The 13,451-nt window shown below is 60.4% G+C and carries 14 protein-coding genes; 9 read left to right on the top strand and 5 right to left on the bottom strand.

The annotated features are described in order from the left end of the window. Nucleotides 1-117 precede the first annotated feature (117 nt). Nucleotides 118-2,172 carry a S9 family peptidase gene (locus tag LOY68_RS07590; RefSeq protein ID WP_265043925.1) on the bottom strand — a complete coding sequence of 685 codons (2,055 nt, stop codon included), beginning with the start codon at nt 2,170-2,172 and terminating at the stop codon, nt 118-120. 237 nt (nt 2,173-2,409) lie between these two features. On the opposite strand from LOY68_RS07590, the gene LOY68_RS07595 reads away from it, so the two are divergent. The 3 genes from LOY68_RS07595 to LOY68_RS07605 are packed head-to-tail and all read left to right on the top strand — an operon-like array spanning nt 2,410 to nt 4,271. After that, the gene (locus tag LOY68_RS07595; protein ID WP_163908967.1) at nt 2,410-2,907 is read left to right on the top strand and encodes an MFS transporter; all 498 of its coding nucleotides are present in this window, start codon (nt 2,410-2,412) and stop codon (nt 2,905-2,907) included. A 32-nt stretch (nt 2,908-2,939) separates the two neighbouring features. Beyond that, nucleotides 2,940-3,716: a class II glutamine amidotransferase gene (locus tag LOY68_RS07600; protein WP_265043928.1), complete on the top strand. Its 777-nt coding sequence runs from the start codon at nt 2,940-2,942 to the stop codon at nt 3,714-3,716. 12 nt (nt 3,717-3,728) lie between these two features. Continuing rightward, the gene (locus LOY68_RS07605) at nt 3,729-4,271 is read left to right on the top strand and encodes a DUF2937 family protein (protein ID WP_265043930.1); all 543 of its coding nucleotides are present in this window, start codon (nt 3,729-3,731) and stop codon (nt 4,269-4,271) included. Between the two features lie 145 nt (nt 4,272-4,416). On the opposite strand, the gene LOY68_RS07610 is transcribed toward LOY68_RS07605, so the two are convergent. After that, the gene (locus tag LOY68_RS07610) at nt 4,417-5,331 is read right to left on the bottom strand and encodes a LysR family transcriptional regulator (RefSeq protein WP_163908968.1); all 915 of its coding nucleotides are present in this window, start codon (nt 5,329-5,331) and stop codon (nt 4,417-4,419) included. Nucleotides 5,332-5,489: 158 nt separating this feature from the next. On the opposite strand from LOY68_RS07610, the gene LOY68_RS07615 reads away from it, so the two are divergent. The 4 genes from LOY68_RS07615 (at nt 5,490) to LOY68_RS07630 (ending at nt 9,216) form a co-directional block, all read left to right on the top strand. Then, nucleotides 5,490-6,776 carry an MFS transporter gene (locus LOY68_RS07615; protein ID WP_265043933.1) on the top strand — a complete coding sequence of 429 codons (1,287 nt, stop codon included), beginning with the start codon at nt 5,490-5,492 and terminating at the stop codon, nt 6,774-6,776. 63 nt (nt 6,777-6,839) lie between these two features. Then, on the top strand, nt 6,840-7,592 hold the full coding sequence (locus LOY68_RS07620) for a 5-oxoprolinase subunit PxpA (protein WP_163908969.1): 753 nt from the start codon (nt 6,840-6,842) through the stop codon (nt 7,590-7,592). Then, the gene (locus LOY68_RS07625) at nt 7,589-8,293 is read left to right on the top strand and encodes a 5-oxoprolinase subunit B family protein (RefSeq protein ID WP_163908970.1); all 705 of its coding nucleotides are present in this window, start codon (nt 7,589-7,591) and stop codon (nt 8,291-8,293) included. Before LOY68_RS07620 ends, LOY68_RS07625 begins: the two co-directional genes overlap by 4 nt. Beyond that, entirely contained in the window at nt 8,290-9,216 is a 927-nt protein-coding gene (locus tag LOY68_RS07630) for a biotin-dependent carboxyltransferase family protein (protein WP_265043936.1), read from the top strand. The genes LOY68_RS07625 and LOY68_RS07630 overlap by 4 nt, the downstream gene beginning before the upstream one ends. 96 nt (nt 9,217-9,312) lie before the next feature. On the opposite strand, the gene LOY68_RS07635 is transcribed toward LOY68_RS07630, so the two are convergent. After that, nucleotides 9,313-10,491: a vWA domain-containing protein gene (locus LOY68_RS07635; protein ID WP_054049045.1), complete on the bottom strand. Its 1,179-nt coding sequence runs from the start codon at nt 10,489-10,491 to the stop codon at nt 9,313-9,315. Nucleotides 10,492-10,527: 36 nt separating this feature from the next. Then, nucleotides 10,528-11,373, bottom strand: a complete 846-nt coding sequence (locus tag LOY68_RS07640; RefSeq protein ID WP_163908972.1) for an AAA family ATPase — start codon at nt 11,371-11,373, stop codon at nt 10,528-10,530. Nucleotides 11,374-11,574: 201 nt separating this feature from the next. On the opposite strand from LOY68_RS07640, the gene LOY68_RS07645 reads away from it, so the two are divergent. Together LOY68_RS07645 and LOY68_RS07650 are read left to right on the top strand one after the other, a co-directional pair. Next, entirely contained in the window at nt 11,575-11,805 is a 231-nt protein-coding gene (locus LOY68_RS07645; RefSeq protein ID WP_123410597.1) for a DUF4160 domain-containing protein, read from the top strand. Then, entirely contained in the window at nt 11,793-12,293 is a 501-nt protein-coding gene (locus LOY68_RS07650; protein ID WP_265043939.1) for a DUF2442 domain-containing protein, read from the top strand. Before LOY68_RS07645 ends, LOY68_RS07650 begins: the two co-directional genes overlap by 13 nt. On the opposite strand, the gene LOY68_RS07655 is transcribed toward LOY68_RS07650, so the two are convergent. Continuing rightward, a complete protein-coding gene (locus tag LOY68_RS07655) occupies nt 12,290-13,366 on the bottom strand; it encodes a DUF748 domain-containing protein (RefSeq protein WP_163908973.1) in 1,077 nt (358 codons plus the stop codon). The two genes, LOY68_RS07650 and LOY68_RS07655, sit on opposite strands and share 4 nt — an antisense overlap. Nucleotides 13,367-13,451: the final 85 nt, after the last annotated feature.

Consider the following 13,451-nt stretch of genomic DNA (forward strand, 5'->3'; position numbering starts at 1 on the left):
AAGGCAATGTATCAGCCAACATTGATGTTGGACTTATGGCCTCTTCGCGGGCAAGCCTCGCTCCTACAAGGGTAGGTCGGCGTACGAGATTAAGACCGGTACGCCAAGCCAAGTTCCTCACGCAATGCGCAAAACCTGGAAAACAAATGCGTATTCGAGGGCTACGTCACGTAATCCCTGGTAACGCCCGCTCATCCCGCCATGCCCGGCGCCCAGTTCGGTCTTGAGCAGCAGGAGGTTGTCGTCGGTTTTGGTCGCGCGCAATTTCGCCACCCACTTGGCCGCTTCCCAGTACTGCACGCGACTGTCGTTGTAGCCGGCGATCACCAGAGTCGCCGGATACGCCTGGGCAGTCACGTTTTCGTACGGGGCGTAGGCCTTGATCCGATCATAGACGTCCGGCTCTTCAGGATTGCCCCATTCGTCGTATTCGGTGACGGTCAGTGGCAGGTCCGGGTCGAGCATGGTGTTGAGCACATCGACAAACGGCACCTCGGCAATCGCCGCCGCGAACAGCTCCGGACGCTGATTGAGCACCGCGCCGATCAGCAAACCCCCGGCGCTGCCGCCGCTGATCGCCAATTGCTGCGGGCTGGTAAAGCCATTGGCGATTAAATGCTCGGCGCAGGCGATGAAGTCGCTGAAGGTGTTGTGCTTGTGTTCCTGCTTGCCGGCGCGGTACCAGGCTTCCCCCAGTTCACCGCCGCCGCGCACGTGGGCGATGGCAAACGCCACGCCGCGATCCAGCAAACTCAGGCGCGCATGGGAGAACCACGGGTCGAGGCTTTCGCCATAAGCGCCGTAGCCATACAGATAAAGCGGCGTCGGCCTGCCGAGGGCTTCGCGTTTAACGACAAGGCTGATCGGCACCTGCGTACCGTCCGGTGCCGTGGCCCACAGGCGTTGACTGACGTAGGCATCGGCGTCGAACGGGCCGAGTACCGGGGTTTCCTTGAGGACTTTCTGCTCGCCGGTGGCCAGTTCCAGCTGACGAACCTGCGCCGGACGGTTCAACGCCTCGTAACGCAGGCGAATCCTGTCGCTGACGAATTCCAGGCTGTTTTGCACATGCAGGCTGTAGGCCGCGTCCGGCAATTGCACGCGATAAGGCGCCAGTCCTTGTGGGCGAACCTCGATAATCGGCAAGCCACCTTCGCGCAGGCTCAGGGTCACGGCTTCGACGTTCAGGCTCAGACCCTCGATCATCACGGTGTCGCTGTGCGGGATCAGGTTCTGCCAGTCGGCCTCGGTCGGCGCCACGCCGGTATCGAGAGAGGTGTACAGAGCGAAGTTGATGCCGTCGCGGTTAGTGCGGATGAACCAGGTCCATTCGCCATTGAGGGCGCCGTGGTCGACGTCGTATTCGTGGTCCTCGACCCGTGGCGCCAGGCAGGTAAAGGCCAGGTGCGGCTGGAAAGCATCGAGCACCCAGACTTCACTGGTGGTTTTGCTGCCCAGGGACAGTAGCAATTGCTGTTCGGAACTCGAACGGTAGCAATGCAGGAAGAAGCGGCCGTCCGGCTCATGGAACACTTCTTCGGCCGCCGTGCCATCCAGTCGATAGCGCATCAGCTTGTGTGGGCGATGAGTGTCGTCCAGTTCGCCGAAGAACAGCGTCACGCTGTCGTTGGCCCAGGTCATGCTGCCGTCGCAGTCCTGGAATTCCAGTTCGCTGACACGGCCGTTGGACAATTCCTTCACGAACAGCGTGTAAATCTCGTCGCCCGTGGTGTCGAGGCTGTAGGCCAGGCGCTGGTGGTCCGGGCTGATGCTGAAGGCACCGAGGGAGAAAAAGCCGCCATTGGCCAGTTCGTTCGGGTCCAGTAGCAGTTGTTCCTGGCTTTCGTCGATGACCAGGCTGTCGTCCGCCGGGCGCGGGCAGCGGTAGTGTCGGGCGTATTCGTCACCCGCCGTGGTGCGCGTGTAATACAGATACGGTCCCCACGGGGAGGGCAGGGACAGGTCGGTTTCGAGAATCCGGCCCTTGATCTCTTCGAACAGGGTTTCGCGCAACCCGGCCTGATCGGCGGTTTGCGCCTCTTGGTAGCTGTTTTCAGCCTTCAGGTAGTCGAGCACCGCGTCGGTGTCGCGCTCCTGGAGCCAGGCATACGGGTCAACCCCATCGGCCTTGCGGGCAATCGGGGCGCTGGTGACGTTAGCGGATAAGGGCATGAAGGGCTCTCGGACGATGGTCGGAAAAAGGGTTTCGCGGGTCTTGATGCCGCTGCATACCCTTGTGGGAGCGGGCTTGCTCGCGAAGGGGCCGGCACATTCAACATTTCTGTTGTCTGGCACACCGCTTTCGCGAGCAAGCCCGCTCCCACAGGGGCCGCGCATAGCAGGCTGGTATTGGGACAAGCCGGACAGGCGAAAAGTCGTTACTATAAGCGCCTCTTTGCCTGCCTTGCCATGGACACCATGACCGAGAACGACTATCTGATCGCTTGGGGCCTCTACGCCTTTGCCGCTTTAGGCTGCCTGTTGGTGTGGATGCGCCTGACCCGCTGGATGTGGCGCTACCTGCGTGAGCCGCTGCGTTTGCTGATGGCGGTGTTGCTGTTCAGCCCGACCATCATCGACCCGGTGAAGGAAAAAGTCGCCCCGGCCATCGCCATTACTGCCCTGGACCTCGCGTTCAAGGTGGGCAACAACGCCTGGCGGGCGATTTCCGACCTGTTCATGTACGGCATGATCGCCTTTGGCCTGTACCTGATTTTCGTGCTGATCCGCTTTCCCATCGAGCGCGCAGCCAACGCCCGCAAGGAACAGGCTGCCGCCGCCAAGGCCGCGATCAAGCCTGACGACTATGAAGACGAGCAACCGTTCGGCGTGGCCGGCGACGATCGCTATGGCCGTCCACCGATCCCGAACAACCCCCAGCGTTCGCGAATCGAACCGCGTTTGTAACTTTGCCCCTGCCTTTCAGCGAGAGTCCGAGCATGTGTGAGTTATTGGGCATGAGCGCCAATGTCCCGACCGATATCGTGTTCAGCTTCACCGGGCTGATGCAGCGCGGCGGGCGTACCGGGCCGCACCGTGACGGTTGGGGCATCGCCTTCTATGAAGGCCGTGGCCTGCGCCTGTTCCAGGACCCGGCGGCGAGTTGCGAGTCCGAAGTCGCGAATCTGGTGCAGCGTTACCCGATCAAGAGCGAAGTGGTGATCGGGCATATCCGCCAGGCCAACGTCGGCAAGGTCTGCCTGTCCAACACCCACCCGTTCGTGCGCGAGTTGTGGGGCCGTAACTGGTGTTTCGCCCACAACGGACAGCTCGCGGATTTCGAACCGATCAAGAGTTTTTACCGCCCGGTTGGCGATACCGACAGCGAAGCGGCGTTCTGCGACTTGCTCAACCGCGTGCGTGCGGCGTTCCCGGAACCGGTGGAAATCGAAGAACTGCTGCCGGACCTGGTGGCTGCCTGCGCCGAATACCGCAACAAAGGCGTGTTCAACTGCCTGCTCAGCGACGGCGACTGGCTGTTCTGCTATTGCTCGACCAAACTGGCGCAGATCACCCGTCGCGCACCGTTCGGCCCGGCGCGCTTGAAGGACGTCGATGTGATCGTCGACTTCCAGGCCGAAACCACGCCCAACGACGTGGTCACGGTGATCGCCACCGAGCCTTTGACCGAAAACGAAACCTGGACCCGCTACGAACCGGGCCAATGGAGCCTCTGGCGACGCGGCGAATGCGTCAGCCAGGGCAAGACCGAATAAGGACTTACCCCCATGTTGCTCAGTTATCTACGGCTGGTGTTGTTTGCGGCGGGCCTGTTGATCGGTGTCCAGGTGCCGGGGTTCATCAGCGACTACGCCAAGCGGGTCGAAGCGCACCTGATTGAGGCGCAGACCGGTTTGAGCGGGTTCCAGGGCACCGCCAATCAATTCTTCAAGGGCGATATGCAGGCCTTGGTCGCGCATTACCGGGCGAGTGAAGACCCGATCTTTCGCAGCGATGCGGACAGCCTGAGCAACCTGCTGATCCGTCAGATTGCCCTCGATAAACAGTTCCAGGCCATGCAGGGCCCGTGGTACATCCGCTTCCTGCAAGTGGCGCTGGCCGCTGATCCGGACATCCGCAAGGAAACCTGGAATGGCTACAGCTATCAGATTTTGCTGACCCCGGAAGCGATGATCTGGGGCATGAGCGGCGCGTTGTTGCTGTCGTTCGGCATTGAATGCCTGTTCCGGCTGATCGACTGGGTGGTGCTGGGCGGCAAACGCCTGCGCCAGAGCCGGCCGATCGAAGATCGGGACGTGCGCGGCCTTTGATCCGCCAAAGATCGCAGCCTCGTTTCACTCGACAGCTCCTACAGGAGAATGCCAAACCCTTGTAGGAGCTGTGTAGGAGCTGTCGAGTGAAACGAGGCTGCGATCTTTTGATTTTTGATTGTTCCCACGCTGAGCGTGGGAACGATCAATGAGCTAAAACGATGTAACCGTCACCCACCTTCCGCGCATACCCCTCCAGCACCTGCTGACACAACGTCACAATCTCCTCGACCCATTCCACCCCGACTCGCCACGACACCACCACCTGCAAATTCGGTGGCCGTTGGTCGATCGCCAGCAAGGTCAACTCCCCCCGCGCCAGTTCCTCGGCCACCAGCACCGGCGGTAACGCGCCAATGCCAAAGCCGTCCCGCAGCAACCGGGTAATCGCCGACACCGAGTTCACGCAGTTCAGCCGTGGCGTCATCACGCCGTTGGCCTGCATCAACGCCAGAACGTCCTGATGCGGATGGGAGTTTTTCGAATAGGTGATGATCCGCTCGCGGGCCAGGTCGGCCACGCCTGAATACTCGCGGTTGTAGATGGAATTGCTGGCGACGATCCAGCCCATCGGGTGGCTGGCGAGTTCCAGGCTGCGCACGGATTCCTGGCGCAGCAGGTCGGTTTGCAGGATCAGGTCGAGAAAGCCTTTTTGCAGCTGATCGCAGAGGTTAAGCGACGTATCCGCCACCAGCTCGATTTCTACCAGCGGATAGTGATCCATCATCTGCGCCACCAACGGGCTCAGCCAAGTGTGAATCACCGTGTCCATCACCCCGATGCGCACCCGCCCGACCTTGCTTGATCGGGTCTCGATCGACTGCTTGAGCGCCTGCATGGTGTCCATCATCTGCTCGGCGTATTCGAGCACTTTCAAGCCTTCGGGCGTCAGGCTCACACCCCGGGAGTCGCGCAGGAACAGCTTCACCCCTAGCTCGCTTTCGAGCACCGCGATGCGGCTGGAAATCGACGCCTGGGTGGTGAAGAGCTTGTCCGCAGTCAGGCGAAAACTCTTGAGTCGGGCGACCCAGACAAAGGTCTCGAGGAACTTCAAATTCATGGGATTTGCTCGGGGATAAAGAATTCTTATGTCTAGGGCGGGTTTTTATTAGTTGGACGCCGCAGGGCCGGGCGCCCAAAAATCAGGCCATCCGGTTCCCACGATAGGCGTCGTCGGGGCTCAGAACAATACCAATAAAATATGTACGGAGACTTGCCATGAGTGCGCCCGACACCCTCGACATCCCCAAGGCTACAACTCGCCCGGGACCTTTCGACTGGTATCGCAACATCAACAAGCAGGAACGCCGCACCTTTTGGAGCTGCAAGATCGGCTATGGCCTGGACGGCATGGACACCCAGATGCTCAGCTTCGTGGTGCCAACCCTGATTGCCATGTGGGGCATTACCACCGGTGAAGCGGGGCTGATTCACACCAGCACCTTGATCGCCTCGGCCATCGGCGGCTGGGTGGCGGGGATTCTCTCCGACCGCATCGGTCGCGTGCGCACCTTGCAACTGACCGTGCTGTGGTTTGCCTTCTTCACCTTCCTCTGCGGCTTCGCGCAAAACTACGAACAACTGTTGATCAGCCGCACCTTGATGGGCTTCGGTTTCGGCGGCGAATGGACCGCCGGCGCAGTGCTGATGGGCGAAGTGATTCGCGCCAAGGACCGTGGCAAAGCGGTGGGCATGGTGCAATCGGGCTGGGCGCTGGGTTGGGGCCTGACGGCGATTTTGTATGCGCTGTTGTTCTCGGTACTGCCGCCGGAAGACGCCTGGCGTGCGCTATTCATCCTCGGCATCGTCCCGGCGATTTTCGTGATTTTCGTCCGCCGCCTGGTCAAGGACCCGGAAATCTATCGCGAAGCCAAGGCCAAGCAAGAGCCGAGCAACCCGGCGAAGTTCTACGAGATCTTCGCCCCCGGGATCCTCTTCACCACCATCCGCGCTTCGGTGCTGACCACCGGCGCACTCGGCGGTTACTACGCGATTACCTCGTGGCTGCCGACTTTCCTGAAGAACGAGCGCGGCTTGAGCGTTCTCAACACCAGCGGTTATCTGGCGATGGTGATCGTCGGTTCCTACATCGGCTACGTCATCAGCGCCTATTTGACCGACATCCTCGGTCGCAAGAAGAACTTCATCCTGTTCGCTGTCGGCTCATTCACCATCGTTTTGCTCTACACCCAATTGCCGGTCAGTAACGCGGTGATGCTGTGGCTGGGCTTCCCGCTGGGCTTCTTCGCCTCGGGGATTTTCAGTGGCATGGGCGCATTCCTGACTGAGTTGTTCCCGACGCGGATTCGCGGTTCGGGCCAGGGTTTTTGCTACAACATCGGTCGGGCGCTGGCCGCGTTGTTTCCACTGTTGATCGGCTTGCTCAGCCAGAGAGTGCCGCTGAGCGTCGGCATCGGGGCGTTTGCGGCGGTGTCCTACGGGGTGGTGATCCTCGCAGCCTTGAGCCTGCCGGAAACCCGCGGCAAGCAACTGGACGCCGAGTAACTGATAATCTGCTGCGTATCTATCCGGCAGTAAAAAAAGAATATGCCTACAGGAGTGTTCACCGTGAGCCGCCTGCTATTGAACTGCGACATCGGCGAGAGCTTCGGCAACTGGACCATGGGTCTGGACGCCGAGGTCATGCCCTTCATTGATTGCGCCAACATCGCCTGCGGCTTTCATGCCGGCGACCCGAGCATCATGCGCAAGACCGTCAGCCTGGCCCTGAGCCACGGCGTCCAGATCGGCGCGCACCCGGCCTATCAGGATCTGGTCGGCTTCGGCCGGCGTTCCATGGCGTACACCGCCCAGGAACTGCAAGACATCCTGCATTACCAGATCGGCGCCCTCGACGGCATCTGCCGGGCCCAGGGTGGCAAAGTCAGCTACGTCAAACCCCACGGCGCGATGTACAACGACATGATGGCCAACCCGGCGCAATTGCGTGCGGTGATTCAGGCCGTCGCCGCCTATGACCGCACCTTGCCGCTGATGTTGATGGCCACCCGCGACAACAGCGCCGCGCAGCAATTGGGCGATGAATACGGCGTGACCCTGTGGTTCGAAGCCTTCGCCGACCGCGCCTACGACAGCGCCGGCATGCTGGTTTCACGGCAACTGCCGGGCGCGGTGCATCACGATCCGGAAAAAATCATCGAACAGGCACTGATCATTGCCCGTGGCGATCACCTCATGGCCAATGACGGCAGCGCCTTGCATTTGCAGGCCAACACCTTATGCGTGCACGGCGACAACGCCAGTTCGGTGGCCGCCGTGCAGCGTATTCGCCAGGCCTTGAATCAGCAGAGCGCGTCATGAAACCAAGGGTAGAAGTGGTGGCGCTGGACTGCCTGATGGTGCGCCTGTTCGATGAAATCGCCGAAGCCAACATGCCGTGGATGCTCGCCGCCAGCGAAAGTCTGCGGGCCGCGTTTGCCGGGCATTTGATCGATCTGGTGCCGTCTTATACGACGTTGATGGTGCATTACGACCTGACCGCGCTGAGTCCGGCCCAGGCGCGGGAATTGATTGCCGAGGCGTTGATCGATCTGTCGCCCAACGCCAGCACCACGGGCAAATGCCATGTGCTGCCGGTCTGGTATGACTTGAGTGTCGGTCCGGAATTGAGCCTGTTGTCGCAACGCAGCGGCTTGGCGGTGGACGAGGTGATTCGTCGTCACAGCGAGCGCGAGTATCAGGTGTTCGCGTTGGGCTTCGCGCCGGGATTTGCCTTCATGGGCCTGGTGGAAGAAGTCCTCGCCGCGCCACGTCTGAATACGCCGCGTAAGAAAGTGGCAGCGGGGAGTGTGGGCATTGCCGAGCGGCAAACCGCCGCTTACCCGGTGGTGTCCCCCGGCGGCTGGAACCTGATCGGCCGCACCCCGGCCAAACTGTTCGACCGCGAACGCGACGGCTACAGCTTGATGCAGCCCGGCGACACGGTGCGCTTCGAAGCCGTCAGCCACGCTGAGTTCATCAACCTGGGCGGCGACGACACGCCACTGGAGGCCCAGGCATGAGCCGACTGAGAATTGAAGCGAGTACGCCGCTGTGCCTGTTGCAGGACGCGGGACGATTCGGCGTGCGGCATCTGGGCGTGACCCAGGGCGGCGGGCTGGATTGGCGCTCGATGTCGTGGGCCAATTGGCTGCTGGGCAATGGGCTGGATGCGCCGGTGATCGAAATCACCCTCGGCGGACTCAGCGTGGTGGCCGAGGAAGATTGCGTGCTGGCGCTGGCCGGAGCGGACTTGGGTGCGCAAGTGAATGGCGAGGCATTGGCGCCGTGGCGCAGCTTCCGGCTGCAAAAAGGTCAGCGCTTGCAGTTCACTCAGCCGTTGCTGGGCGCGCGGGCCTATCTCGCCGCACCGGGCGGGTTTGATGCGCCGAAGGTATTGGGCAGCAGTGCGACGGTGGTCCGTGAGGAACTCGGCGGGCTCGATGGCATGGGGCGGCCGTTGGCCAAGGAAGCGCAGCTGAGTTATTCGGGCAGTCCGTTAATCCTGCTGCGGGAGTTACCGCAGGAGCATGTCCCGGACTTCAAACTCGATACGCCGCTGGACCTGGTGCTCGGTGCGCAGATTGGCGCATTCAGCGGGCAAAGCCTGTTCGACGCGTTCAACAGCGTCTGGTCGCTGGACAGCCGTGCCGACCGCATGGGCATTCGCCTGCTGGGCACGGCGCTGGAATATCAGGGCAAACCGATGATCTCCGAAGGCATCCCGCTCGGCGCGGTGCAGGTGCCGCCGGACGGACAGCCGATTGTGTTGCTCAATGATCGGCAGACCATCGGCGGTTATCCGCGATTGGGCGCGTTGACGCCGTTGGCGCTGGCACGGCTGGCGCAGTGTTTGCCAGGGGCCAAGGTAAGGTTGCGGCCGGTGGTGCAGGATGTGGCGCATCGGGAGCAGGTCGCCTATCTGCGGCGATTTTCAGGCCGCTAAAAGCTTCGCGAGCAAGCCCGCTCCCACACTGACTTGCGCAAGACAATGTGGGAGCGGGCTTGCTCGCGAAGGGGCCCTGACAGGCAACAAAAAAGATTACTTGGAAAGAAACCGCATCCCTTCCTCCAACCCCCGCAACGTCAGCGGATACATCCGGTCTTCAATCAAATCCCGCACGATATTGGTTGACGAGGTATAGCCCCAGGTATCTTTCGGATACGGGTTAATCCAGATGAGCTTCTTGTACTTCTCCATGAAACGCTGCATCCACAGATAGCCCGGCTCTTCGTTCCAGTGCTCGACGCTGCCGCCAGCCTGGGTGATTTCGTAGGGCGCCATGGCCGCGTCACCGATGAAGATCACTTTGTAGTCGGCGCCGTACTTGTGCAGCAGATCCTGAGTCGAAAAACGCTCGGAGGTGCGGCGCATGTTGTTCTTCCACACCGACTCGTACACGAAGTTGTGGAAGTAGAAGTACTCCAGATGCTTGAACTCGGTCTTGCAGGCCGAGAACAATTCTTCGCAGATCTTCACGTGGGCGTCCATCGAGCCGCCGATGTCGAACAGCAGCAGCAACTTGACGGTGTTGCGTCGTTCCGGTCGCATCTGGATGTTCAGCAGGCCGGCATCGCGGGCGGTGTGGTCGATGGTGCCATCGATATCCAGCTCTTCCGCCGCACCCTGACGAGCAAACTTGCGCAGACGGCGCAGGGCGACCTTGATGTTGCGCGTGCCGAGTTCCACCGAATCGTCGAGGTTCTTGTACTCGCGCTGATCCCAGACCTTGACCGCTTTGCCCTGGCGCTTGCCGGCATCGCCGACCCGGATGCCTTCAGGGTTGAAACCGCCGGAGCCAAATGGGCTGGTGCCGCCGGTGCCGATCCACTTGTTGCCGCCGGCGTGGCGTTCCTTCTGTTCTTCGAGGCGTTTCTTGAACTCTTCGATCAGCTTGTCGAGGCCGCCGAGGGACTGGATCTGCGCCCGCTCTTCATCGCTCAGGGAGCGCTCGAATTCCTTTCGCAGCCAGTCTTCGGGAATCAACGCCTGAAGATGGTCGTCGAGTTTTTCCAGGCCATTGAAGTAGGCACCGAAGGCCCGGTCGAACTTGTCGAAATGCTTTTCGTCCTTCACCAGGATCGCCCGGGCCAAGTAATAAAACTCGTCCATGTCGGCGAAGACCACGCGCTGTTTCAGCGCGTTGATCAGGTCCAGCAGCTCGCGCACCGAGACCGGCACCTTGGCGGCGCGCATTTCATTGAACAGGTTGAGCAGCATGGCGATCGCCTCCGCTTTTGTTAAAAAAAGCGATACTTAGCGAGAGCCGCGACGGCTCATGAACGCCAGACGCTCAAGCAGTTGCACGTCCTGTTCGTTCTTCACCAGGGCTCCGGCCAGCGGCGGGATAGCCTTGGTCGGATCACGTTCGCGCAGCACCGCTTCGCCGATGTTGTCGGCCATCAGCAATTTCAGCCAGTCCACCAGTTCCGAAGTCGACGGCTTCTTCTTCAGGCCCGGCACTTTGCGCACGTCGAAGAACACGTCCAGCGCTTCGCTGACCAGGTCTTTCTTGATGTCCGGGTAGTGCACGTCGACGATCCGCTGCATCGTCACGCGATCCGGGAAGGCGATGTAGTGGAAGAAGCAGCGGCGCAGGAACGCGTCCGGAAGCTCTTTCTCGTTGTTGGAGGTAATGATGATGATCGGGCGTTTCTTCGCCTTGATGGTCTCGTCGATCTCGTAAACGTAGAACTCCATCTTGTCGAGTTCTTGCAGCAAGTCATTCGGGAACTCGATGTCCGCCTTGTCGATTTCGTCGATCAGCAGGATCACCCGCTCGTCGGACTCGAAGGCTTCCCACAGCTTGCCCTTTTTCAGGTAGTTGCGAACGTCGTGAACCTTTTCCGTGCCCAGTTGCGAGTCGCGCAGGCGGCTGACCGCGTCGTACTCGTACAGGCCTTGATGCGCCTTGGTCGTGGACTTGATGTGCCAGGTAATCAACTTGGCGCCAAAGGACTCGGCGAGTTGCTCGGCCAGCATCGTCTTGCCAGTGCCCGGCTCGCCCTTGACCAGCAGCGGACGCTCCAGGGTGATGGCGGCGTTGACCGCCAGCTTCAGGTCATCGGTGGCGACGTAGGCCTGGGTGCCTTCGAACTTCATCTGCTAATCCTCGAACGGTAGCGCCGACCTGAACGGGCAGGGCGGGACGGAATAAATGTGATGCCCGACTATAACGCGCTGCCCGGTCGACTGTGAACGCAGACGGGTTATTCAGTCTCTGAATGGGGCGTCACATCTTGACTCAGTCTCGGCGCAAGGCCAGCATTCAGGTATCGCCGATTTGGCGATAGGCTTTGTGGCATGTCTACTAAATACCGATTTCGCGACAAATACCGTATTCAGTTGCGTGAGAAGGATCATCCACCGCCGCATGTCCATCTGACCGGTGGCGGGCTGGACGTGATGCTTAGCCTTGAAACCGTCGAAGTGATGGCAGGAAGGGCGCCACCGCTGATTATCAGGGAAGCATTGGAATGGGTGGGAACTCATCAGGTGCAATTGCTGGAGGACTGGAAACGATGTTACCCATGAAGCGACCACGGTTGAAGGCTGTAAAGGCTTTGCCGGAGTACCGCCTGGCGTTGACCTTTATCGATGGGCAACAGTTGACGCTGAATTTGAGCCGCGATTTACACGCCTATCCAGGGTTGCAACCGTTGCTTGAGGTTCGCGTCTTTGAGGGTGCAACGCTTGGCGATGATGGCTGGACGGTGGAATGGGTTGAGCCGGATATTCAGATTGGCGCGGATTCTTTGTATCTGGACGCCCTCGCGCAGAACTCGGCTGACGAAAACACCCGCATTTTCATCGACTGGCGTGCCCGCACGGGGTTGCCTTTGAATCAAGCAGCCGAAGCGCTGGGTGTCAGTGCTCGAAGTATCAGTCGCTACAGCAGCGGACGCGAAGCGGTGCCAAAGTCATTGGCCCTGGCCTGCCTGGGCTGGGATTCCTTGCAACGACAACCTTCAACGATGGCGGCGGAGGAAACGGGCCGCTATACCGTCACGCGCAAACCTTAACCCGCATCCGGCTTCGGCTGTTCATACCGCGCATTGAACGCCTGGACGAAACCATTGCGCAAAATCTGCAAAAACGCCTGGAAGGCGCTGATATCTTGCTGGTGTACGTTGCCGCTGAGTTCGACTTTGGTGGCGAACTGGTTCTTGCGCTGGTTTTTCAACACGGTTTCGGTGCTGCCGACGATGGCTTCCCAGACCGAGCGCAAGATGCCTTTGTTCTTGTTCTCGACGTCCTGTTGCCAATTGAACACTTCGACGTCGCGCAGCAGCGGTTTGATGTAGCCCTTGAGCTGGCCTTTGTTGGCTTCGGCTTCGATCACCACATCGCCGTGACCGGCGTTGAAGTCGAATTTGCCGTAGGCCGAGGCGAAGTCGTTCATGCGCTTGAGTTCGATGTCCTTGGCGCGCAGGCGGAATTCGAAGTCTTCGAAGTTGCTCAAGGGATCGAAGGTCGCGGTGGATTCCAGCGGGGCGTGGCCCAGTAGCAGGGCCTTGCCATCGAAGCGGGCGTCGCGCTTGCCTTCGGTGTCGACCACGTTAGTCAGGTTATAGAGGGTGGCGTTGACCTGGGTGGCGTTCATGTTTACCGGTGGGCTGGAGCTGAAGTTTCGAAAGCTGATTTTGCCGTCGTCGATCCGCACTTCGTTCAGGGTGATCGGCAGCAGTTTGCTCAATTGAGCGCGCCAGTCGGTGCCGCGACCGGTCTGGGAGTTCTGCTTGTTGGCACCGCCATCGACGAAGTTCACCTCGGGCTGGATGAACTGCACCTCGGCCACCACGGCATGGTCGTACCAGAGCGAATGCCAACTGACCGAAAGGTCGATCAGCGGCGCGGTAACGAAGGGGACGGGGACTTTGCCGTCGACCTTGACGATCTTTAGCCCGTTGATTTTGTAGGCGCCGCGCCACAGGGCGAGGTCCACGTCGGTGACCTGGCCACGGTAATCGCCCATGTCGGCCAGCTTGTCGTTGAGATAATTGCGCACCAGGTAGGGCAGGGCAATGTCCAGGGCAACCAGCAGTACAACGAGGCCGGCAACGGTCCATAGGGGCCAACTGTATCGACGCTTCATGATGGCAATTCCTTGGCGGTGTACAGCCATTGACTACGGGCGTTACCGGACGTTCGACCTGACTGGACGACCATCGGCAACAGGC

The organism is Pseudomonas sp. B21-053 (assembly GCF_026016365.1).
Taxonomy (GTDB): domain Bacteria; phylum Pseudomonadota; class Gammaproteobacteria; order Pseudomonadales; family Pseudomonadaceae; genus Aquipseudomonas; species Aquipseudomonas nunensis.